Below are 19667 nucleotides of genomic sequence, written 5' to 3'. Positions count from 1 at the left end.
TTTAGTTTAAGTATTTTGAATATATATCTGCATTTGTTGAACTCGCTCTTCTTCAAGATCGGAAGAGAAATTATTTTGAATATAGCCTAATAATGGTAAGGTCATCATTATATTTTCTGGATTGCAGAATTTTGTAAAACCATCTGCTAACCAATATGGTTTTTTCGTTTTTAATTTATGCATAATGGATAGTGTAAGGGATTTTCTTATTAAATATAAAGCGGAGCCTGTATTATCATAAGAAGCATCCAATCCTGTAGCTATTGATTTACTTAAAGAAATATTTCCACTTCCTGTAAATAAATTACTCTCACGATAAGACAACATTTGTAATTTAACTAATTCCACAGGCATATTTTCTAGTGCCTTAGCAATATCTGAAACAACATCTAAAAATTTTGATGGTGTATTTTTGTTAGTTGGTAACAATGTAATATCGTCTTCAGCAATTAAACAAAATTCATCTTCGTCAATAGATTCATCTAAAGCAATTAATTGCCAACATTTAATGTGTGAAAGAGTGCAAGCAATTTCGCCCATCGTTGGCCCACGAGGTATCATTTGGGTAAATGTTGCCACATCAAAAAAGAATTCTTTATTGCCAATAATATCTAATACTTTTCTATCAACAGCAGACACTTTTTGAAAAATTTCGCTTCCTGGTTGTTGGTAAAAATGAGTCAATCTTTCAGGCTGTCTATCTAAATTTATTACATAGCCTCTCATCATTGGATCCTTAAACAAAATTTATAAAAAAACAAACAACACCTATCTAAAAAGATGCGTAGATATTAAATCCACGCATCTCATTAATTTATGAAAATTTTACTTTAATAGGCTTTTATCACGCACCGCACCTTTATCCGCAGATGTCGCAAAGTGACCAAATACTTTTAATGCAAAAGACACTTCACGTTCACGGTTAGCTGGTTGCCAGCCTTTGGCATCTTGCTCGGTACGGCGTTTTGCTAATTCTTCATCGCTGATTTTGAGATTAATCGCGCGATTTGGAATATCGATTTCAATAATATCGTCATCATGTACTAAACCGATGGCACCACCAGAAGCTGCTTCAGGAGAAGCGTGACCAATAGATAAACCAGATGTACCGCCAGAGAAACGACCATCTGTTAATAAAGCACATTTTTTACCTAAGCCCATCGATTTTAAGTAGCTCGTTGGATACAACATTTCTTGCATACCTGGGCCACCTTTTGGACCTTCGTAACGGATGACTACTACATGACCTTCTTTCACTTTACCGCCTAAAATGCCAGCCACAGCATCTTCTTGGCTTTCAAATACGATTGCTCGACCGGTAAATTTCCAGATAGACTCATCCACACCCGCCGTTTTTACGATACAACCATCTTTAGCTATGTTACCAAATAATACCGCTAGGCCACCTTCTTGAGAAATCGCATTTTCTTTATTACGGATACAACCGCTTACACGGTCATCATCTACGCTATCCCAACGGCAATCTTGTGAAAAGGCTTGCGTAGTGCGAATACCTGCAGGACCTGCACGGAAGAGTTTGTGTAATTCTTCATCTTTATTACGAATGATATCGTATTGATTTAATTGCTCTTCTAAAGTCATACCTAACACGGTTTTAGTGTTACGGTGGATTAATCCTGCACGATCTAATTCACCCAATAAGCCCATAATCCCCCCCGCACGGTGTACATCTTCCATGTGGTATTTATTGGTGTTTGGTGCGATTTTGCTTAAGCAAGGTACAACGCGTGATAATCGGTCAATATCTTCCATTTTGAAATCTACGCCTGCTTCTTGAGCAGCCGCTAATAAGTGTAAAACAGTGTTACTTGAACCACCCATCGCAATATCTAAACTCATAGCATTTTCAAAGGCTTCAAAGGTGCCGATTGAACGTGGCAATACGCTTTCATCGTCTTGTTCATAATAGCGTTTGCAAAGCTCAACAATTTGACGACCTGCTTGTAAGAATAATTCTTTACGGTCAGCATGGGTCGCCAACATCGAGCCATTGCCTGGTAAAGATAAACCTAAGGCTTCGGTTAAGCAGTTCATTGAGTTAGCAGTAAACATCCCTGAGCAAGAACCACAGGTTGGGCAAGCGCTACGCTCAATGGCATCAACATCTTTATCGCTGACATTCACATCGGCGCTTTGGATCATGGCATCAATTAAGTCTAATTTGATGAGCTGGTCGGAAAGTTTGGTTTTACCCGCTTCCATCGGACCGCCTGAAACGAATATGGTTGGAATGTTTAAACGCATTGCTGCCATCAACATTCCCGGGGTGATTTTGTCACAGTTGGAAATACACACCATCGCATCAGCACAGTGAGCATTAACCATATATTCTACGCTGTCTGCGATTAAATCACGGCTTGGTAAGGAATAAAGCATCCCACCGTGACCCATCGCGATACCATCATCTACTGCGATAGTATTGAATTCTTTTGCCACGCCGCCAGCTTTTTCAATTTCAGCTGCGACTAGTTGACCCATATCTTTTAAATGAACATGCCCTGGTACAAATTGAGTGAATGAGTTCACCACCGCAATAATCGGTTTACCAAAGTCATTTTCTTTCATCCCTGTTGCACGCCATAAGGCACGTGCACCCGCCATATTACGACCCTGAGTACTGGTCGCTGAACGTAGTTTTGGCATAAATAATCTCTCCAAGTAAATTTCTGTTAAAGTTCGTTATTTATTCAATTTCTTCGTTAATGAATACTGCCAAATCTCCCCTACCCCTCTTTGCTAAAGAGGGGGAAATCTTTAGTTAATGAGCAACAATTTTCTCACTTTCATTTTAGCGACACTAAATTATTAACGCTAATATCAAATTTTATCCCATTTGAATCCCCTCTTTAGCAAAGAGGGGTAGGGGAGATTTGGCAGAAGATAATACGAAGAAATTATTCGATAAAATTAAGTTTATAAATGCAATTATTTAGATAAATAGCCTACCGATTAAAAATTTTTAACCATATTTAAATTAAATTGCTCCATTAGCTATATCTACGCACTTATAAACCATTTGTTTGGTATCGTATTGTCCTTCAAATTCTTTTTGAAAATTTTCTTTGGCCTTTTCACACTGCTCTTTTGTATTATGAATTGAGAGTGTTGTCATATAGCCTGTATAGTTTTGCAAATAAGTGAGAGCATAAGCAGCTTGTGATGAAGTTGCGAATATTAATCCTGATACGGTTAAAAATGATTTAAAAAATTTAGTCATAATGTCTTCCTTTTTAAATAATATTTAAAACATCCGGCAATTTTGTTAACTGATTCACCAACAAATCAAAAGTGCGGTCAGATTTTACAGTGATTTTTAACTGCACTTGGGTGTCTACCAATGTCATTTCCATATTGGTCACAGTAAAACCACGTAAACGAATAACGCGTAATACTCGTTCTAAAACCTCTGGGCGATGTTGAGCACTCAATTCAAAAGTATATTGGTTCATCTTAAATTTCCTCCAACATATCGGCATTACACGCACCTGGTGGGACTAACGGCCATACGCACTCCTCCGGTGGAATGCATACTTGTAGTAAATAAGCGGTTTCGCTATTTAATAAGCGATTAAGCGCTGCATCCACCTCATCAGCACGCTCAATGCGTTCAGCTGGAATATCAAAGGCTTTCGCTAACATCACGAAATCAGGGTTATCTTCTAAAATGGTTTCTGAACGGCGTTTATTCCAGAAAAGGTCTTGCCATTGACGCACCATACCAAGGCGTTGGTTATCTAACAGCAAAATTTTCACCGGTAATTTACCGCGTTTGATTGAGCCTAATTCTTGAATGTTCATCATCAATGAACCATCGCCTGTCACTAAAATCACTTCATCATGAGGACGTGCTTTTTTCGCACCTACCGCTGCAGGTAAACCAAATCCCATAGTGCCGAAGCCCGCAGAGGTAATATAGTTTTCTGGTGCGAAATGTCGCATATGTTGTGCAGACCACATTTGGTGTTGGCCCACATCGGTACAAATCACCGCATTTTGAGGTTTACGCTGAGAAAGTGTGTTGAGCAATGACCAAGGGTCAATCGGTCTGTTACCTGCATTGTCGATATAAGTGAAATCGAGTTTGGCTTTCAGTGTTTGGATATGCGCACGCCAATCATCAATCGCAAGTGGAATACTTAAAGCTTCTAAGGCTTGAATTAAATCACCTTGAAGGGCGACATTTGCCACACGGAGTTTGTTGATTTCTGCCGCATCAATATCACAGTGGATCACTTTCGCATGTGGTGCAAAACTGTCTAATTTACCAGTCACACGGTCATCAAAACGCGCACCGCACACTAACAATAAATCACATTCTTGTACGGCAACATTTGCGGCTCTTGTGCCATGCATACCAATCATGCCCATATAAACGGGATCGGTTGGGTCAATTGAGCCTAAACCTTTCAATGTCGAAACAGATGGCATTTTGGTGATTTGTAGGAATTTTTTGACCGCTTGTGTGGCTTTCGCCATGCCTACACCGCCACCCACATAAAGCACTGGTTTTTTCGCTTGCGCCAATAATGCTTTTGCTTCAGCTAATTTTAATTCTGAAAGTGCGGTTGGTTTTACGACTGGTTTGACAATAGGTTTTATATGTTCAGGTACATCACTCACTTGGATGTTACGAGGCACATCAATGAGAACTGGACCAGGTCTGCCACTTTGTGCAATTTGGAAAGCAGAGGCAATAATTTCGGGGAGTTCTTCGATGGATTGCACAATGTAGCTGTGCTTGGTGCAAGCAAGAGATAAACCTAAAACATCGGCTTCTTGGAAAGCATCGGTACCGATAAGAGGGGCAGCCACTTGGCCAGTAAATGCCACGATTGGCACAGAATCAGCAAAGGCATCGCCTAAACCGGTAATTAAATTGGTTGCACCCGGACCAGAGGTTGCTACACAAACGCCGACTTTACCCGTAGAGCGCGCATAACCAATCGCGGCTATTGCAGCACCTTGTTCATTACGACAAAGGAGATGGTCAAGACCTGAGTCATAGATGGCATCATAGGTTGGCATGATTGCCCCGCCTGGGTAGCCGAAAAGATCGGTTACACCGTGCGCTTTTAAACATTCGATAATGAGTTGTGCGCCTGTCATGTTGCTTCCCGTTTTTATGATTATTAAATAATTTTATGAATATTGAAGTTCAGCATTGTAGCGGAATTTTTCGCCTTTGGTTAGGTTTTCGCGAAAAAACAAATGAAAAAAACACGATAACTAAGATTATCGTGTTTTTTGATAAGAAGTGCGGTCAGAAAACGTAGTGTTTTCTACACAAAATTAGAAGCCTGCTTGTTTTTCTAATTGTTCAACAAGCGCATCATCTAAACCTAACGCTTGCGCTAAATCTGCTAAGAAAATGATTTCTTTGCGAGATAAATCTTTGCTTACTAAGCGAGCTGCTAAGTACACATTACTTGCAAGTGCAGTATCGTTACCTACAAGACGTGCAATTTCATTGATAGAAATTGGATTTTGGATTTCTTGTTCAAGCCATTGCGCTAATTCAGGGTTGTTACCCGCTTCATTTGCGATAGTTTGTTTTTCATCTTCAGTGATTTCACCATCTGCAGCCGCTGCAGCAATCATAGTACGTAAAATCAATTCACCCGCATCAACATGGCTTGATGAATTTAATACATCAAACGCATTTTCTGAAATGTTTGGTTGGCTGCTTTGTTGGGATTTTTGATAGTTTTGGTACGCTTGGTAAGCAAGGTTACCTAAAACGGCAAGTGAACCTAATTTAGCTAAGCTTGCACCACCGCTGCGGCCTAAAATCATTGATAAAATACCGCCTAACGCAGCACCGCCCCCTACTTTGGTGAGAGAGTCGATTGTTTGGTTGCCGGTTTCAAGTTTGCTTGCAGAGTTTTTAGCCACATCTAAAACTTGATTTAAAATGCTGTTGAGATCCATAAATGTTTCCTTTTGGTTGTTAATAGAGATTAAATTCGGCCTTTAGACAGTGATATTTATAAAAAATTCATTATTTTTAACCGCACTTTAGATCAAATTCTTGACTAGGTTTTAGAATTCATTATATTGAAACCTTTCTTCATTCAAAAGGAACTTAATATGACGCAGTCAAACGCAAAGCGTGAGACCTTTTCTGGTCGGAAGGCATTTATTATGGCGGCGATTGGATCCGCTGTTGGCTTAGGAAACATCTGGCGTTTCCCTTATACCACTTATGAAAACGGTGGTGGTGCATTTATTATCCCTTACCTTATTGCACTTTTAACCGCTGGTATTCCATTGCTTTTCTTAGATTACGCAATCGGTCATCGCCATCGTGGTGGTGCACCGCTTTCTTATCGTCGCTTTAACCCACACTTTGAAGTGTTTGGTTGGTGGCAAGTAATGGTGAACGTCATCATCGGTCTTTACTACGCGGTAGTATTAGGTTGGGCGGCAAGCTATACCTATTTCTCACTTAATTCTGCTTGGGGCGACCAACCGATTGATTTCTTCCTACATGAATTCTTAAAAATGGGCGGTATCAGCAATGGTGTGAGCTTTGAGTTTGTCGGCATGGTAACTGGACCATTAATTGCTGTATGGTTAGTGGCGTTAGGCGTACTTTCTTTAGGTATTCAAAAAGGGATTTCTAAATCTTCAGATATCTTAATGCCTGTTTTAGTGGTGATGTTTGTGGCGTTGGTAGTTTATTCTTTATTCTTACCAGGTGCAGAAAAAGGCTTAAACGCACTATTTACACCAGACTGGTCAAAACTCTCTAATCCGAGCGTGTGGATTGCAGCTTACGGTCAAATCTTCTTCTCTCTTTCCATCTGTTTCGGGATTATGATTACGTATGCATCGTACTTGAAAAAAGATTCAGATTTAACAGGTAGCGGTTTAGTTGTTGGTTTTGCGAACTCAAGTTTTGAAGTGCTTGCTGGTATCGGTGTATTTGCGGCATTAGGTTTCATTGCAACCGCGCAAGGTGTAGAAGTGAGCGAAGTGGCAAAAGGTGGTATTGGTTTAGCCTTCTTTGCATTCCCAACTATTATTAACAAAGCACCATTCGGTGAAGTATTAGGGGTATTATTCTTCGGTTCATTAACCTTTGCGGCGTTAACCTCATTTATTTCTGTTATTGAAGTAATCATTTCAGCGATTCAAGATAAACTCCGTTTACGTCGAGCAAAAGCGACCTTTGTTGTTGGTTTACCAATGATGGTGGTATCAGTCATTTTATTTGGTACGACAACCGGCTTACCAATGCTTGATGTATTAGATAAATTCGTGAACTACTTCGGTATTGTAGCAGTGGCATTTGTTTCATTAATTGTGATTGTAGCAAATGAAAAATTAGGCTTATTAGGCAACCACTTAAATCAAAGCTCTTCATTCAAAGTCGGTTTCCTATGGCGTTTATGCATTGTAATCACCACGGGTATTCTTGCCTTTATGTTATTGAGTGAAGGTGCGAAGGTATTTACAGAAGGTTATGAAGGCTATCCAAGCTGGTTTGTAAATATCTTTGGTTGGGGGATGGCAATTTCGCTAGTGGTGGTTTCGTTCATTCTTTCTCGTTTAAAATGGAAAAATGAAGACAACTTCAAGCTTGAAGAAAAAGGAGAATAAAGATGACAAGTATTGCAATTACAATGATGATTGTGGCGCTTTTTGTGATTTGGGGCGGCTTGATCTTTTCCTTAATCAGACTTCCAAAAGAAGAAAAATAAGGTCAAAATTGACCGCACTTTGAAATAAGTAGGGCGTGCTGAGCACGCCCTTTTTTGTTATTTCGATAAATCGATTTGATATACCGCAAATCCCACTTCATCGGTGCCGACTTTCTTCATTGGGTATTGGGCATTGTCTTGAATAAATTTCGCTGCTTGTTCGCTTGGCGAAGTTTCAAAACGCACATCTAATTTATCGTTACCTTTAATCGGTGCAAAGCGCCAGTTTTTATCCGCACTTGGGTTTACATGACCATTTTTTTCGCTTTCTGCTTTGATGTAATCCGCAAGAATTTGGCGGTTTTCATCTGGAGAAGCATAAACAATGTGCGCATCGCCAGTGCCAGGGAATTTATTACCGTAAGCACGATAGTTGTTAGTCGCAATTAAGAATTCTGCTTTTGGATCAACCGGTTTACCTTGGTAAGTTAAATTCACTACACGGTGTGAGTTCGGGTTAATCAATTTACATTCGCCGTCATAACGCGGTGGTTGAGTCAGGTCGAATTCATAATTTACGCCGTCAATCACATCGTAGTTATAAGTACGGAAACCGTCCCAATCAAGTAACGATTGTGGTTTGTCACTTGTAGGGTCGATTTGTTTAAACATACCTGCGCTACATTCCAACCATTCTTTCAATTCTTCACCGGTTGCTTTCACCACAACTAAGGTATTTGGATAGAGGTATAAGTCTGCTGCGTTACGGAAGGTTAATTCACCTTTGTTAACTTCAGTATAGCCCGTTGGGTCATTTTTACGTCCGCCTGCTTTAAATGGTGCGCCTGCACTTAAAATTGGTAAGCCTGCCATTGCTGCAACACTTGGTGCTACTTTTTCAACGTAAGCTTTTTGTGCTTGGTTCACAATTTGAATGGTTGGGTCATCTTGCACTAGGGCTAAGTAGCTATACATGTTATCTGTCGCTTTACCGATTGGCTGTGCCACAAATTCACGGGTTGCTTCATGCACAGGCTTTAAAAGTGCGGTCAATTCTGCATCACTTTCTGTGGTCGCTTTTTTGTTTTCTGCATCGTAAATTGGACGAAGTGCTGCTTTACCATCAGCCACTAACCATTTGCCGTTGTGTTGAGCAAGAGTTAAGTCGATTACACTGATGTTATTTGCCCAGTAGCCTGCCATACTTTCAGGAACACCTTTCACGGTACCTTTAGCAATATCTGCATTTGGTGATTTGGCGAACTCTTTATTCGGGAATAAACGGTGAGAGTGACCGAAAACAATAGCATCAATGTGTGGTACATCAGCAAGGTAGAATGCTGAGTTTTCTGCACCTTCTTGATATGGTTCGTCAGATGGGCCTGTGTGCGCAAGAGCAACGATAATATCTGCACCTTTTTGTTTCATTTCTGGCACATATTTTTGTGCGGTTTTCACGATATCGCGCGTTTCAACTTTGCCTTGTAAATTTGCTTTATCCCACACCATAATTTGTGGTGGCACAAAACCGATATAACCGATGTTTAGTTTGTGCTTTTTACCTTGGCTATCCACCACTTCTTTGGTTTGAATCACATAAGGGGTGAAATAGGGCTCTTCAGTACCGACTTTCACTACGTTAGCATTGACGATAGGGAATTTAGCTTGTTTAATCGCATCGGCTAAATAGTCTAAGCCATAGTTAAACTCGTGGTTACCTAATGTGCCCACTTCATAGTGCATTGCATTTAAGCAATCTACAGCAGGGTTTGGTTTGCCTTCTTTATAACCTTTCGCTGCTTGATAGTCAGCAATTGGGTTACCTTGGATTAAGTCACCGTTATCAACTAAAACGCTGTTTTTCACCTCTTTACGTGCTTGACGAATCAAGCTTGCTGCACGGGTAAAACCGAATTTCTCAGTAGGTGCATCTTTGTAGTAATCGAAGTCAGTCAAAAAACTGTGAATATCGGTCGTTGCTACGATACGTAAATCGACTTGTGTGTCGCTTTTCGCAAAAGCAAAACGGCTCGCACTTAACGCTAAAATACTGCTTGCGCCAAGTTGGATGAAATCTCTTCTGTTGATCATATGTGCTCCTGTTGTGTGAGAATCGACGGGATTTTAAATCTCTTTTATATATAAAGAAAGCGCAATATAAAGTTCTGGGATGAAGTGTGATGAGCATCACAAAATAAAGGATTGAATTTTGTTGCAAAACTCCGCATTTGGGACAAAAATAGGCTATCCAATCCACTAGAAATTAAGTCATTCATAGTAAGGTAGCCTGCATTTATTGATGGCATCCGATAAGGAGATCGCTATGGCTTTTAATCTTAAAAATAGACACCTATTAAGTCTTGTTCATCATTCAGAACGCGAAATTAATTATTTGTTAGATTTATCACGTGATTTGAAACGTGCTAAATATGCAGGAACAGAGCAACCTCAGCTTAAAGGTAAAAATATCGCACTTATTTTTGAAAAGACATCAACGCGTACTCGTTGTGCCTTTGAAGTAGCGGCTCATGATCAAGGTGCACAAGTGACTTACATTGATCCAAATTCCTCTCAGATTGGACATAAAGAAAGCATGAAAGATACTGCGAGAGTTCTCGGGCGAATGTATGATGCGATTGAGTATCGAGGTTTTAAACAAAGTACTGTGCAAGAACTTGCGGATTATGCTGGAGTGCCGGTGTTTAATGGTTTAACGGATGAGTTTCATCCTACACAAATGCTCGCGGATGTTCTCACGATGATTGAGCACTGTGACAAGCCACTTCATCAAATAAGTTATGTGTATATTGGTGACGCACGCAATAACATGGGGAATTCTCTTTTACTAATTGGATCAAAACTCGGGATGGATGTGCGAATTTGTGGCCCTAAAGCCCTATTACCAGAAGCCAGTTTTATTGAAATGTGTAAAGGTTTTGCCAAAGAAAGTGGTGCGCGCCTTACCGTAACTGAAGATATTGATAAAGCGGTAAAAGGTGCCGATTTTGTGCATACTGATGTTTGGGTTTCAATGGGCGAGCCATTAGAAGCCTGGGGAGAACGCATTAAGTTATTGCTTCCTTATCAAGTAACACCAGAGCTCATGAAGCGTACGTGTAATCCGAAAGTAAAATTCATGCACTGTTTACCTGCATTCCATAATAGTGAAACGAAAGTGGGTCGCCAAATTGCTGAAAAGTATCCTGAATTAGCAAACGGCATTGAAGTGACTGAAGAGGTGTTTGAATCGCCGATGAATATTGCATTTGAGCAAGCAGAAAACCGTATGCATACGATTAAAGCAGTCATGGTAGCGAGTTTAGCTTAGGAAAGATCTCGATAAATGAGTACATTTATTAATCATCTATTTAAGAATAATTTATTTCCATACTTTTTGTAGTTTTATTTTTATATGAAAAATTCAATTTATTTTTTGATAATGATCACATTTTTTGAAAAATATTATTGACATGATATTTACACAAGCAGAGAATATACCCAACAAAGGTTAGTTTAGATAGAAAGAGGGAATTTTTCTATGCTACTTCGTACATATATACACAGATACGTCCATACGAAAGTATTGAGACTTTTACGGTTTAATCCGATAAAAGGTCGTTCTTTGATGGCGCATATCCGTCGTACACGCCATATTATGATGCCATCGCATCGTTCTTGCTTCTCATATTCAGTATTTGCTTCTCAAAACAAACCATCCAACACGGCTCTCTAAACAGAGTTGTTCTCTCTGTTTAGAGAGCCTCCACAGATTAATTTCTGAATATTTTTGTATTGTCTAGAGCAGGCAAGAAATATTTTGTGAAATTAACTTAATCTTATTTAATTTAAAATAAAAAATTCTTACTTTAGTTTTTTTATATAAAAACTAGAGCGGGTTGTTTTATTCTAAATAAATCTAGTGCGTTATTAAAATTAATAGCGCAGGGTAACTTTACGTCAAAAAAATAAATGAAAGGAGTTTATTATGCCAAACTTAAAAATTGCATATAGTCCAAAAGTTGAACAATATTTCTCTACAAATAGAGAATTAGTTGAAATTGACAAAACAGACTTTACTGATGTTGCCGCTATTGTGTTGACTTCAGGAGATGCCGGTGAATACCTTGAACGTATTCAGGCAACAAACTTTGGTATTCCAGTATTTGTTGTTCAAACTGAAGAAGAACAAGTTGATCCGAAATTCTATGATGCCATTTATCATATTCAAGATTTAAATGGTTATGACATTAAGCTTTATAGTCGTCAAATCGAAACCGCAGCGAAATTTTATGAAGATAAAATGTTGCCTCCATTCTTCAAAATGTTAAGTGAATATGTAGAAATGGGTAATATTGCTTTTGACTGCCCAGGACACCAAGGTGGTCAATACTACCGTAAACATCCAGCAGGTCGTTTCCTTTATGACTTCTATGGTGAAAACATTTTCCGTTCAGATATTTGTAATGCTGACGTGAAATTAGGTGACTTGTTAATTCACGAAGGTGCAGCTTGTGATGCACAAAAATATGCGGCTCAAGTATTCAATGCAGATAAAACTTACTTCGTATTAAATGGTACATCTTCTTCAAACAAAGTTGCGTTAAACGCAGTACTTGCTCCGGGCGATTTAGTATTATTTGACCGTAATAACCATAAATCAAACCACCATGGTGCATTAATTCAAGCGGGTGCAACCCCAATTTACTTAGAAACTGCGCGTAATCCATTTGGTTTCATTGGTGGTATCGACAGTCACTGCTTCGAAGAAGATTATTTGAAATCATTAATCAAAGAAGTTGCACCTGAAAAATTAAACCAAAAACGTCCATTCCGTTTAGCGGTTATTCAATTAGGTACTTATGACGGTACAATTTATAACGCTCGTCAAGTGGTAGATAAAATTGGTCATCTTTGTGACTACATCTTATTCGACTCTGCATGGGTAGGTTATGAACAATTCATTCCAATGATGAAAGACTGTTCTCCATTATTGCTTGAATTAAATGAAAATGACCCAGGTATTTTAGTGACTCAATCTGTTCATAAACAACAAGCAGGTTTCTCACAAACTTCACAAATTCACAAAAAAGATAAACACATTAAAGGTCAAGATCGTTATGTAAACCACAAACGTTTCAATAACGCCTTTATGTTACATGCGTCAACCAGTCCGTTCTATCCATTATTTGCGGCATTAGATGTGAATGCGAAAATTCAAGGTAGTGAAGCAGGTCGTCGTTTATGGCATGAATGTGTGAAAGTAGGTATCGAAGCACGTAAATTAGTATTAAATCACTGTGAATTAATTCGTCCATTTATTCCAACCACAATTAAAGGTAAAAAATGGCAAGATTATGACACAGAAGAAATTGCAACTAATCTCGAATTCTTCAAATTCCACCCAACAGATACATGGCATAAATTTGAAGGCTATGCTGATGAACAATACTTCGTTGACCCATGTAAATTCTTGCTTACCACTCCAGGTATCAGCTTAGAAACCGGTGAATATGAAAAATTTGGTGTACCAGCAACTATTCTTGCAAACTACTTACGTGAAAACGGTATTATTCCGGAAAAATGTGACTTGAACTCAATCTTATTCTTGCTCACTCCGGCAGAAACTCTTACCAAAATGCAAACTTTGGTTGCTCAAATCGCCTTGTTTGAAAAACACATTAAACAAGACTCTTTATTAAAAGATGTATTGCCAACTGTGTATAAAAACAATGAAGACCGTTACAAAGGCTATACCATCCGTCAATTATGCCAAGAAATGCATGATCTTTATGTAAGCCGCAATGTAAAACAACTTCAAAAAGACCTATTCCGCAAAGCAACATTACCGGAATATGCGTTAAATCCACACGATGCGAATATTGAATTCGTTCGTAACAAAGTTGAACTTGTTCCATTAACAGACATTGTTGGTCGTGTAGCTGCGGAAGGTGCGTTACCTTATCCTCCAGGTGTGTTATGTGTGGTTCCAGGAGAAAGATGGAGTCCAACTGCACAAAAATACTTCCTTGCATTAGAAGAAGGTATCAACACATTACCTGGCTTTGCACCTGAAATCCAAGGGGTTTACTTACAAAAAGACCCTGATGGACGTACTCGTGCATATGGCTATGTTTTAACTGACTATTAATGAAGTGAGGTTATGAGGTTTTTCCTCATAACCCTCTCAGCACAAACAAAAAAAGTGCGGTTAAAAACATCTGATTTTTTGACCGCACTTGTAGGAGTATAAATTATGAGTGCTAAAAGTAATAAAATTGGTGTGGTACAACTCACCATTCTTACCATGGTTAATATGATGGGTTCCGGTATCATTATGTTACCGACCAAATTAGCCGAAATTGGGACTATTTCCATCGTTTCTTGGCTTGTAACAGCCGTTGGTTCAACAGCCTTAGCTTACGCATTCGCACAATGCGGTATGTTCAGTAAAAAATCTGGTGGTATGGGCGGTTATGCGGAATACTCTTTCGGTAAAGCTGGTAACTTCATGGCAAACTATACTTATGGTGTGTCATTAGTTATTGCGAATACTGCGATTGCGATTTCTGCTGTAGGTTATGGTTCTGAGTTCCTTGGTGCAACCCTTTCTCCACTTTCTATTGCATTATGGACGATCTTCACTCTTTGGCTTGCGACTATTCTTAACTTCGGTGGTGCAAGAATTACGGGTAACATCAGTTCATTCACCATTTGGGGTGTAATTATTCCTGTGGTAGGTATTTCAATCATTGGTTGGAAATGGTTTGATGGTTCAATGTATGTAAACTCTTGGAACCCACACAATGTGCCTACTTTTGAAGCGATCGGTGTATCTATTTCAATGACATTATGGGCATTCTTAGGGTTAGAGTCTGCTTGTGCGAATTCTGATGCGGTTGAAAATCCAGAGAAAAACGTACCAATCGCGGTACTTGGTGGTACTTTAGGTGCAGCGGTAATTTATATCGTTTCTACTAACGTTATCGCAGGTATTGTTCCTAACCTTGAACTTGCTAACTCAACTGCACCGTTCGGTTTAGCCTTTGCTCATATGTTTGATGAAACAATCGGTAAAGTTATCATGGGCTTAATGGTGATGTCTTGTTTCGGTTCATTATTAGGTTGGCAGTTCACTATTGCTCAAGTATTTAAATCTTCAGCGGAAGAAGGTTATTTCCCAGCATTCTTCAAAAAAGTTACTAGCAAAGATGCACCTATCGTTGGTATGGTAACCATCACTGCGTTACAAACATTACTATCATTAATGACAATCAGCCCATCATTAAATAAACAATTCAATGTGCTGGTTGACCTAGCGGTAGTAACAAACGTTATTCCATACTTGCTCTCAATGGCTGCACTTCCCGTATTGTTGAAAACTGAAAACGTTCCTTACCAAAAATACAAAAAAACTGTTCTTGTTGCCTTTATTGGTTCAGTCTATAGTATCTATGCGCTTTATGCTGCGGGTGAACAAGCGATGCTATACGGTTCAATTGTGACCTTTATCGGTTGGACATTGTATGGTTTTGTTTCTTACAAATTTGACCTTAAAAAATCTCAAGCTTAATTAAAAAAGAAAAGCCTACATCTTCATGTAGGCTCTTTCGAGTAGTAATAAGCTTAAAGTATAAAAGAGCGGTTGAAAATTTAATTGTTTTCAACCGCTCTTTTTATTTAGGACAACACTCTCAACAAAACAGGCTGAAATTCCGTTTGTTGGCCGAGTTTGTGGGTATATCGTTTAACCATCACAAAGGAAAGAGCGGTCAACATAAAGATTAAAATCGCACGGATGAGCTCATTTGCACTGATATAGCTAGAAAGCAATGTTGCAACCAATAGCGTGAAAAGCGGCACGATATACATTAACAATGCAGAAAATAACATGGATTTTTCTTCTAGACCGATTTCTACCATTTGACCTGCACGGAGTGGCGTGATGGTTTCGAGCGGGAAGATATGTTCGCCTCGTTTTCCATTGAGTTCAGACAGGGAAGCTGTTCCACAGGCTTCTCTAGCCGAACAAGCTCCACAGGCGCTTTGTGATTGACATTTCACTTTAGCAAGGCCTGTTTCCGCATCATAGCTCATCACAACGGCACTTTCTTTTAGCATTTTGCTTCTCCCATATAAATATCAAAGCGGTGATTTTTGGTTTCACGACTAACATGGGGCGCTTTTTGCGCTAAAAATTCCGCATAGTCAGGACGTTTTACCACCACACGTTTACGGGCTAATTGTAACGCAGGTGTCAAGAGTTCATCGGCATCCAAATCGGCACCAACCAAATGTTGGAATACACGCATTTCTTTTTTGACTAGGGCGGATTTTTGCTTGTGCGGATACATTGGATCTAAATACACCACATCGGCACTATCGATTTGTGGATTAAGTTCGGCAATATGATGAACATTTAGTAAGCGCATATTTTGTTGCATCATTTCACCTATTTCTGCATCCTGATAAGCGCGGTTGAGGCCATCCTGCAATAGTAAATATACTACCGGATGACGCTCCACTAAACGCACTTGGCAACCGATAGAAGCTAAAACAAACGCATCTCGACCAAGTCCTGCTGTGGCATCAATCACGCTCGGCAATTCTGCACCCTTAATACCTACAGCTTTGGCAATAGCTTCGCCACGTCCACCACCAAATTTACGACGATGCGCCATCGCACCAGCTACGAAATCTACAAACACATCGCCCAACTTGGGTTCATCCAGTTTGCGTAGGGCTAGGTGAGTTTCAGTTTGCACCAATGCAAGTGGGCTTTCAGTACAATGCTCGATACCAAGAGGGGCGCAAAGTGCGGTCAATTCTGACAATGTTCCGGCTTCGGCAAGCAGTTGAATTTTTATTTTTTCACCAGCCATACGCCGCTTTCCATATGATCTGTGTAAGGGAATTGATCAAACAGCGCCGCTTTTTCAATGCGGTGGGTTTGGCTTAGGGTTTGCAAATTCTCACAAAGGGTATGTGGGTTGCAGGAAATATACAAAATACGATCGTAATTTTGCACCAGTTTTACCGTGTCAGGGTCAAGCCCTGCTCGTGGTGGATCAACAAAAATCGTATTGCATTGATAGGCTTTTAAATCAATGCCTTTTAAGCGATTAAACTCACGTACACCATTCATTGCTTGGGTAAATTCTTCTGCCGACATACGGATAATTTGCAGATTATCTATACCATTTTCCGCAATATTAAATTGTGCGGCAGCCACGGATGGCTTGGCAATTTCAGTAGCAAGCACTTTACGGAAGTTTTGTGCAAGGGTGATAGAGAAATTGCCGTTACCACAATACAGCTCTAATAAATCGCCTTGAGAACCTTGAGTGCAATCAATCGCCCATTCCAACATCTTGCAATTTACCGCTGCATTAGGTTGAGTGAAACTGTTTTCCACTTGGCGATAAACATAATTGCGCCCTTTCACCGGTAACACTTCATCGACAAAATCCTGCTCTAAACAGATTTTTTGTTTACTCGCACGACCAATCAGCTGCACATCAAAACCAAGTTGTTGTAATTCACCTTTTAGGTTTGCTGCAGCGCTTTGCCATTCTTCCGTGAGTTGCTTGTGGTAAAGTAGGCTCACAATGATCTTATTGCTGAGTGTGCTCAAATAATCAATTTGAAACAGTTTTTTATGTAACACTTCCTGCGTTTTTAACAACGGCAATAAGGCTTTCATCATGCGATTGATCAGCTCGCTGGCAATCGGGAACTCATCCACTCGATAACGTTGCAAGGTGGTTTGATCAAACATGATGTGATAAAAATCGCCTTTATCATGCCAAATACGAAATTCTGCACGCATCCGATAATGGCTAGTCGGCGAATCAAACACGGCTATTTCTGGGGCGTTAAAGGGCTGCAAAAGTGCGGTCAGTTTTTCAGTCTTTTTTTGCAGGAGTTCGGTATATTGGGAAATGGGTAGTTGCATTGATGTTTACGTTTGAATGATAAATACCCCACAGCCCTTGGCAAGCATGGGGATTGAGTAAAAAAGCAAAAGGCAAGCTTCTGCCTGCCTTTTAAAATGTATTATTCGCCAGAATAATCTTCGCCGCCAGAAGCCGCTTCGCTCACATCACCAGATAAGGTGTAAACACGTTTTGTTGTGTTAATGCGAGTACGATATTTATTCCAGGTTTTTTCGAAGAAAGTTTCTGGTGCACGTTCACCACGGCAAAATGCAACAAATTCTTTTTCTTCTTTTGTCGCTGGCTTGCGCTCGCCTGAATCTAATGCTTTAAACGCTTGACCATATTGCTCTAATACTTGGGATTCTTTGATTGTATAATCACCGTGACGGGAAAATCCGCGTGGGTAGTTTTTGTCGTCAAAAAAACGACGAGTAACACTGAAACTAGCAGCCATAATCATCTCTCTTCTTTATATTTAAAAACGGCAGGCATTAAACCAATTTTTTTTTATTTTTGCAATAAACCTTTCACGGTTTCTACATAATCTTTGACGAAATCATCGTAATTTAAGCCTTCAGGGTTCACACGATATTTGCCATTTACATAGAAATCAGGTACGCCATGTACTTTAAACTGCTCAGCCGCATTCACTTGTTTATTTACTAAACCGTTTACAACAAAGCTATTGATATTGTTATCAAATTGTTCAGCAGTCACACCGTTATCAATGAAGATTTTACGAATATCGTCCATTGAGCTTAATTTATCTTGTTGTGCGGCTTCAAATAAAGGCGCTTTCACTTTGCTTTCTGCACCAAGTGCCATCGCTAATGCCCATGCACGAGTGAGGTTTTCAGATTGACGACCTAAGAAGTTAACGTGATATTGTTTAAATTCAGTGCCTTTTGGTAAGCTTTCTGCAACTTGTTTTGGAATGTGGTATTCCATTTCAAAGGCATAGCAATGCGGGCAGTAGAAAGAGAAAAATTCAATCACTTCAGGCTGTGCAGAAGCGGTTTGACCCACTTGAACGTATTGTTTACCTTCTTCTAGATTAGCTGCGAATGCGTTAAATGAAAATAAAGCACCGAGTAAAAATAAAACTTTTTTCATTTGTTTTCCTTATTTAATAATTCCGCGCGCTTTTAACAATGCGGTTTTAAAATCTTCTTCATAATCTTTTTTGATGCCAGGAATTGGCTCAAGTTTATCTGTACCGTGCATTTTTAAATGATAAATAATCACTTCATCAGATAATTCTGCTACGGGTTTATCAAAACCTGCTTCATCAGCAATTTTTTGCAAAATTTGTAACAAGCTCAGATCTGGGTCTTTAGACCAATAAGGTTGTAAAAGTTCCAATACTTCATTTAAACGCTTACATTTCATTGCTATTTCCTTTTAAATGGAGAAAAATAAGGCTAGATCATACTTCAAATAAGGCAATAAGAAAATATGGAATACACAATAAGTGCGGTTATTTTAGCGGGTGGAAAAGCACGGAGAATGAATGGGGCGGATAAAGGCTTGCAGCTTTTACAAAATAAACCATTAATTAGCCATGTAATTGAACGCTTACAACCTCAAGTGATTGATATTTCAATTAATGCTAATCGCCACCATACGGAATATGCACAATGGGGTTTTCCCGTATTTTCAGATGAATTGCCTGATTTTCAGGGCCCGTTGAGCGGTATGCTGACAGCACTCGAACAAGCTAAAACGGATTTTGTACTTTTTGTGCCTTGTGATAGTCCGTATTTTCCACAAAACTTATTAGAAAAACTAAAAAGCGCGGTTAAAAATGACCGCACTTTAATGGCTTATGCAAAAGATAAAGAGCGTGAACACCCGACATTTTGTTTGATGTCCGTTCAGCTTAAAGAGAAGTTACGTGCTTATTTAAATGAAGGCGAACGTCGTTTATTACAATTTATGAACAAAAATGGCGCGGTTGCTGTCCAATTTGACGAACAAGAAGGACGATTTGTAAATTTTAATACCTTAGAAGATTTACAATAAATTATTTGTTTAACCTTGAATTTTGTAAAAAATTCTCCATTATTGC

20 protein-coding genes are annotated in these 19667 nt (G+C 39.3%); 7 read left to right on the top strand and 13 right to left on the bottom strand.

All coding sequences use genetic code 11. The features are described 5' to 3' along the window. Positions 1-6: 6 nt before the first annotated feature. The 6 genes from O3746_RS06410 to O3746_RS06385 all read right to left on the bottom strand — a co-directional run bounded on the left by O3746_RS06410 (position 7) and on the right by O3746_RS06385 (position 5949). Positions 7-729: a glycosyltransferase family 25 protein gene (locus O3746_RS06410; protein ID WP_290991360.1), complete on the bottom strand. Its 723-nt coding sequence runs from the start codon at positions 727-729 to the stop codon at positions 7-9. A gap of 96 nt (positions 730-825) precedes the next feature. Further along, on the bottom strand, positions 826-2664 hold the full coding sequence (ilvD, locus tag O3746_RS06405) for a dihydroxy-acid dehydratase (RefSeq protein ID WP_371448174.1): 1839 nt from the start codon (positions 2662-2664) through the stop codon (positions 826-828). A gap of 331 nt (positions 2665-2995) precedes the next feature. Beyond that, positions 2996-3238 (bottom strand): hypothetical protein, encoded by a 243-nt coding sequence (locus tag O3746_RS06400; RefSeq protein WP_070775159.1) that lies wholly within the window; start codon positions 3236-3238, stop codon positions 2996-2998. A 13-nt stretch (positions 3239-3251) separates the two neighbouring features. Further along, entirely contained in the window at positions 3252-3470 is a 219-nt protein-coding gene (gene ilvM / locus O3746_RS06395; RefSeq protein WP_070775160.1) for an acetolactate synthase 2 small subunit, read from the bottom strand. Between the two features lies 1 nt (position 3471). Beyond that, the gene (gene ilvG, locus O3746_RS06390; RefSeq protein ID WP_371448171.1) at positions 3472-5127 is read right to left on the bottom strand and encodes an acetolactate synthase 2 catalytic subunit; all 1656 of its coding nucleotides are present in this window, start codon (positions 5125-5127) and stop codon (positions 3472-3474) included. Between the two features lie 183 nt (positions 5128-5310). Continuing rightward, entirely contained in the window at positions 5311-5949 is a 639-nt protein-coding gene (locus O3746_RS06385) for a tellurite resistance TerB family protein (RefSeq protein WP_204698108.1), read from the bottom strand. 159 nt (positions 5950-6108) lie between these two features. Here O3746_RS06385 and O3746_RS06380 point away from each other — a divergent pair, with 159 nt between their 5' ends. Together O3746_RS06380 and O3746_RS06375 are read left to right on the top strand one after the other, a co-directional pair. Beyond that, positions 6109-7623, top strand: coding sequence for a sodium-dependent transporter (locus O3746_RS06380; protein ID WP_371448169.1), 1515 nt, complete (start codon positions 6109-6111; stop codon positions 7621-7623). A gap of 2 nt (positions 7624-7625) precedes the next feature. Beyond that, a complete protein-coding gene (locus tag O3746_RS06375) occupies positions 7626-7724 on the top strand; it encodes a methionine/alanine import family NSS transporter small subunit (protein WP_032827301.1) in 99 nt (32 codons plus the stop codon). A 57-nt stretch (positions 7725-7781) separates the two neighbouring features. Here the strand turns inward: O3746_RS06375 and cpdB are convergent, their stop codons facing one another. Next, positions 7782-9755: a 2',3'-cyclic-nucleotide 2'-phosphodiesterase gene (gene cpdB / locus O3746_RS06370; RefSeq protein WP_302481977.1), complete on the bottom strand. Its 1974-nt coding sequence runs from the start codon at positions 9753-9755 to the stop codon at positions 7782-7784. Positions 9756-9987: 232 nt separating this feature from the next. Between cpdB and O3746_RS06365 the strand changes: the two genes are divergently transcribed. The 4 genes from O3746_RS06365 (at position 9988) to potE (ending at position 15234) form a co-directional block, all read left to right on the top strand. Then, positions 9988-10992, top strand: coding sequence for an ornithine carbamoyltransferase (locus O3746_RS06365; RefSeq protein ID WP_302481976.1), 1005 nt, complete (start codon positions 9988-9990; stop codon positions 10990-10992). A gap of 210 nt (positions 10993-11202) precedes the next feature. Further along, positions 11203-11397, top strand: coding sequence for a leader peptide SpeFL (gene speFL / locus O3746_RS06360; RefSeq protein WP_197534114.1), 195 nt, complete (start codon positions 11203-11205; stop codon positions 11395-11397). Positions 11398-11649: 252 nt separating this feature from the next. Then, on the top strand, positions 11650-13812 hold the full coding sequence (speF, locus tag O3746_RS06355; RefSeq protein WP_295672735.1) for an ornithine decarboxylase SpeF: 2163 nt from the start codon (positions 11650-11652) through the stop codon (positions 13810-13812). A gap of 105 nt (positions 13813-13917) precedes the next feature. Continuing rightward, on the top strand, positions 13918-15234 hold the full coding sequence (potE, locus tag O3746_RS06350) for a putrescine-ornithine antiporter (protein ID WP_049384716.1): 1317 nt from the start codon (positions 13918-13920) through the stop codon (positions 15232-15234). Positions 15235-15341: 107 nt separating this feature from the next. Here potE and O3746_RS06345 read toward each other — a convergent pair whose 3' ends face one another. The 6 genes from O3746_RS06345 to O3746_RS06320 all read right to left on the bottom strand — a co-directional run bounded on the left by O3746_RS06345 (position 15342) and on the right by O3746_RS06320 (position 18988). After that, positions 15342-15782, bottom strand: a complete 441-nt coding sequence (locus tag O3746_RS06345; protein ID WP_180964876.1) for a SoxR reducing system RseC family protein — start codon at positions 15780-15782, stop codon at positions 15342-15344. After that, positions 15776-16543, bottom strand: a complete 768-nt coding sequence (locus O3746_RS06340; RefSeq protein ID WP_290914371.1) for a class I SAM-dependent methyltransferase — start codon at positions 16541-16543, stop codon at positions 15776-15778. The genes O3746_RS06345 and O3746_RS06340 overlap by 7 nt, the downstream gene beginning before the upstream one ends. Further along, positions 16525-17616: a tRNA (uridine(54)-C5)-methyltransferase TrmA gene (trmA, locus tag O3746_RS06335; RefSeq protein WP_371448163.1), complete on the bottom strand. Its 1092-nt coding sequence runs from the start codon at positions 17614-17616 to the stop codon at positions 16525-16527. The genes O3746_RS06340 and trmA overlap by 19 nt, the downstream gene beginning before the upstream one ends. Positions 17617-17717: 101 nt before the next feature. Continuing rightward, positions 17718-18053, bottom strand: coding sequence for a DUF413 domain-containing protein (locus O3746_RS06330; RefSeq protein WP_032804166.1), 336 nt, complete (start codon positions 18051-18053; stop codon positions 17718-17720). A 53-nt stretch (positions 18054-18106) separates the two neighbouring features. Continuing rightward, positions 18107-18712, bottom strand: coding sequence for a DsbA family protein (locus O3746_RS06325; RefSeq protein WP_371448160.1), 606 nt, complete (start codon positions 18710-18712; stop codon positions 18107-18109). A 9-nt stretch (positions 18713-18721) separates the two neighbouring features. After that, positions 18722-18988 carry a YihD family protein gene (locus tag O3746_RS06320; protein WP_005694923.1) on the bottom strand — a complete coding sequence of 89 codons (267 nt, stop codon included), beginning with the start codon at positions 18986-18988 and terminating at the stop codon, positions 18722-18724. Between the two features lie 66 nt (positions 18989-19054). Between O3746_RS06320 and mobA the strand changes: the two genes are divergently transcribed. Then, positions 19055-19621 (top strand): molybdenum cofactor guanylyltransferase MobA, encoded by a 567-nt coding sequence (gene mobA / locus O3746_RS06315; protein ID WP_070590992.1) that lies wholly within the window; start codon positions 19055-19057, stop codon positions 19619-19621. Positions 19622-19667 lie beyond the last annotated feature (46 nt).

It is taken from the genome of Haemophilus sp. 27098_8_127, from assembly GCF_041433495.1.
Lineage (GTDB): Bacteria > Pseudomonadota > Gammaproteobacteria > Enterobacterales > Pasteurellaceae > Haemophilus_D.
Note: the sequence above shows the minus strand (reverse complement) of the source record. Positions and strands in the feature narration are given on the sequence as shown.

Coding starts and splice junctions, on each gene's coding strand:
- trmA (WP_371448163.1), bottom strand. CDS start 17,616: ATGCAACTACCCATTTCCCAATATACCGAACTCCTGCAAAAAAAGACT.
- O3746_RS06375 (WP_032827301.1), top strand. CDS start 7,626: ATGACAAGTATTGCAATTACAATGATGATTGTGGCGCTTTTTGTGATT.
- O3746_RS06320 (WP_005694923.1), bottom strand. CDS start 18,988: ATGAAATGTAAGCGTTTAAATGAAGTATTGGAACTTTTACAACCTTAT.
- O3746_RS06330 (WP_032804166.1), bottom strand. CDS start 18,053: ATGGCTGCTAGTTTCAGTGTTACTCGTCGTTTTTTTGACGACAAAAAC.
- O3746_RS06345 (WP_180964876.1), bottom strand. CDS start 15,782: ATGCTAAAAGAAAGTGCCGTTGTGATGAGCTATGATGCGGAAACAGGC.
- O3746_RS06385 (WP_204698108.1), bottom strand. CDS start 5,949: ATGGATCTCAACAGCATTTTAAATCAAGTTTTAGATGTGGCTAAAAAC.
- ilvD (WP_371448174.1), bottom strand. CDS start 2,664: ATGCCAAAACTACGTTCAGCGACCAGTACTCAGGGTCGTAATATGGCG.
- cpdB (WP_302481977.1), bottom strand. CDS start 9,755: ATGATCAACAGAAGAGATTTCATCCAACTTGGCGCAAGCAGTATTTTA.
- speFL (WP_197534114.1), top strand. CDS start 11,203: ATGCTACTTCGTACATATATACACAGATACGTCCATACGAAAGTATTG.
- O3746_RS06380 (WP_371448169.1), top strand. CDS start 6,109: ATGACGCAGTCAAACGCAAAGCGTGAGACCTTTTCTGGTCGGAAGGCA.
- ilvG (WP_371448171.1), bottom strand. CDS start 5,127: ATGACAGGCGCACAACTCATTATCGAATGTTTAAAAGCGCACGGTGTA.
- speF (WP_295672735.1), top strand. CDS start 11,650: ATGCCAAACTTAAAAATTGCATATAGTCCAAAAGTTGAACAATATTTC.
- O3746_RS06400 (WP_070775159.1), bottom strand. CDS start 3,238: ATGACTAAATTTTTTAAATCATTTTTAACCGTATCAGGATTAATATTC.
- O3746_RS06410 (WP_290991360.1), bottom strand. CDS start 729: ATGATGAGAGGCTATGTAATAAATTTAGATAGACAGCCTGAAAGATTG.
- ilvM (WP_070775160.1), bottom strand. CDS start 3,470: ATGAACCAATATACTTTTGAATTGAGTGCTCAACATCGCCCAGAGGTT.
- O3746_RS06325 (WP_371448160.1), bottom strand. CDS start 18,712: ATGAAAAAAGTTTTATTTTTACTCGGTGCTTTATTTTCATTTAACGCA.
- potE (WP_049384716.1), top strand. CDS start 13,918: ATGAGTGCTAAAAGTAATAAAATTGGTGTGGTACAACTCACCATTCTT.
- O3746_RS06365 (WP_302481976.1), top strand. CDS start 9,988: ATGGCTTTTAATCTTAAAAATAGACACCTATTAAGTCTTGTTCATCAT.
- O3746_RS06340 (WP_290914371.1), bottom strand. CDS start 16,543: ATGGCTGGTGAAAAAATAAAAATTCAACTGCTTGCCGAAGCCGGAACA.
- mobA (WP_070590992.1), top strand. CDS start 19,055: ATGGAATACACAATAAGTGCGGTTATTTTAGCGGGTGGAAAAGCACGG.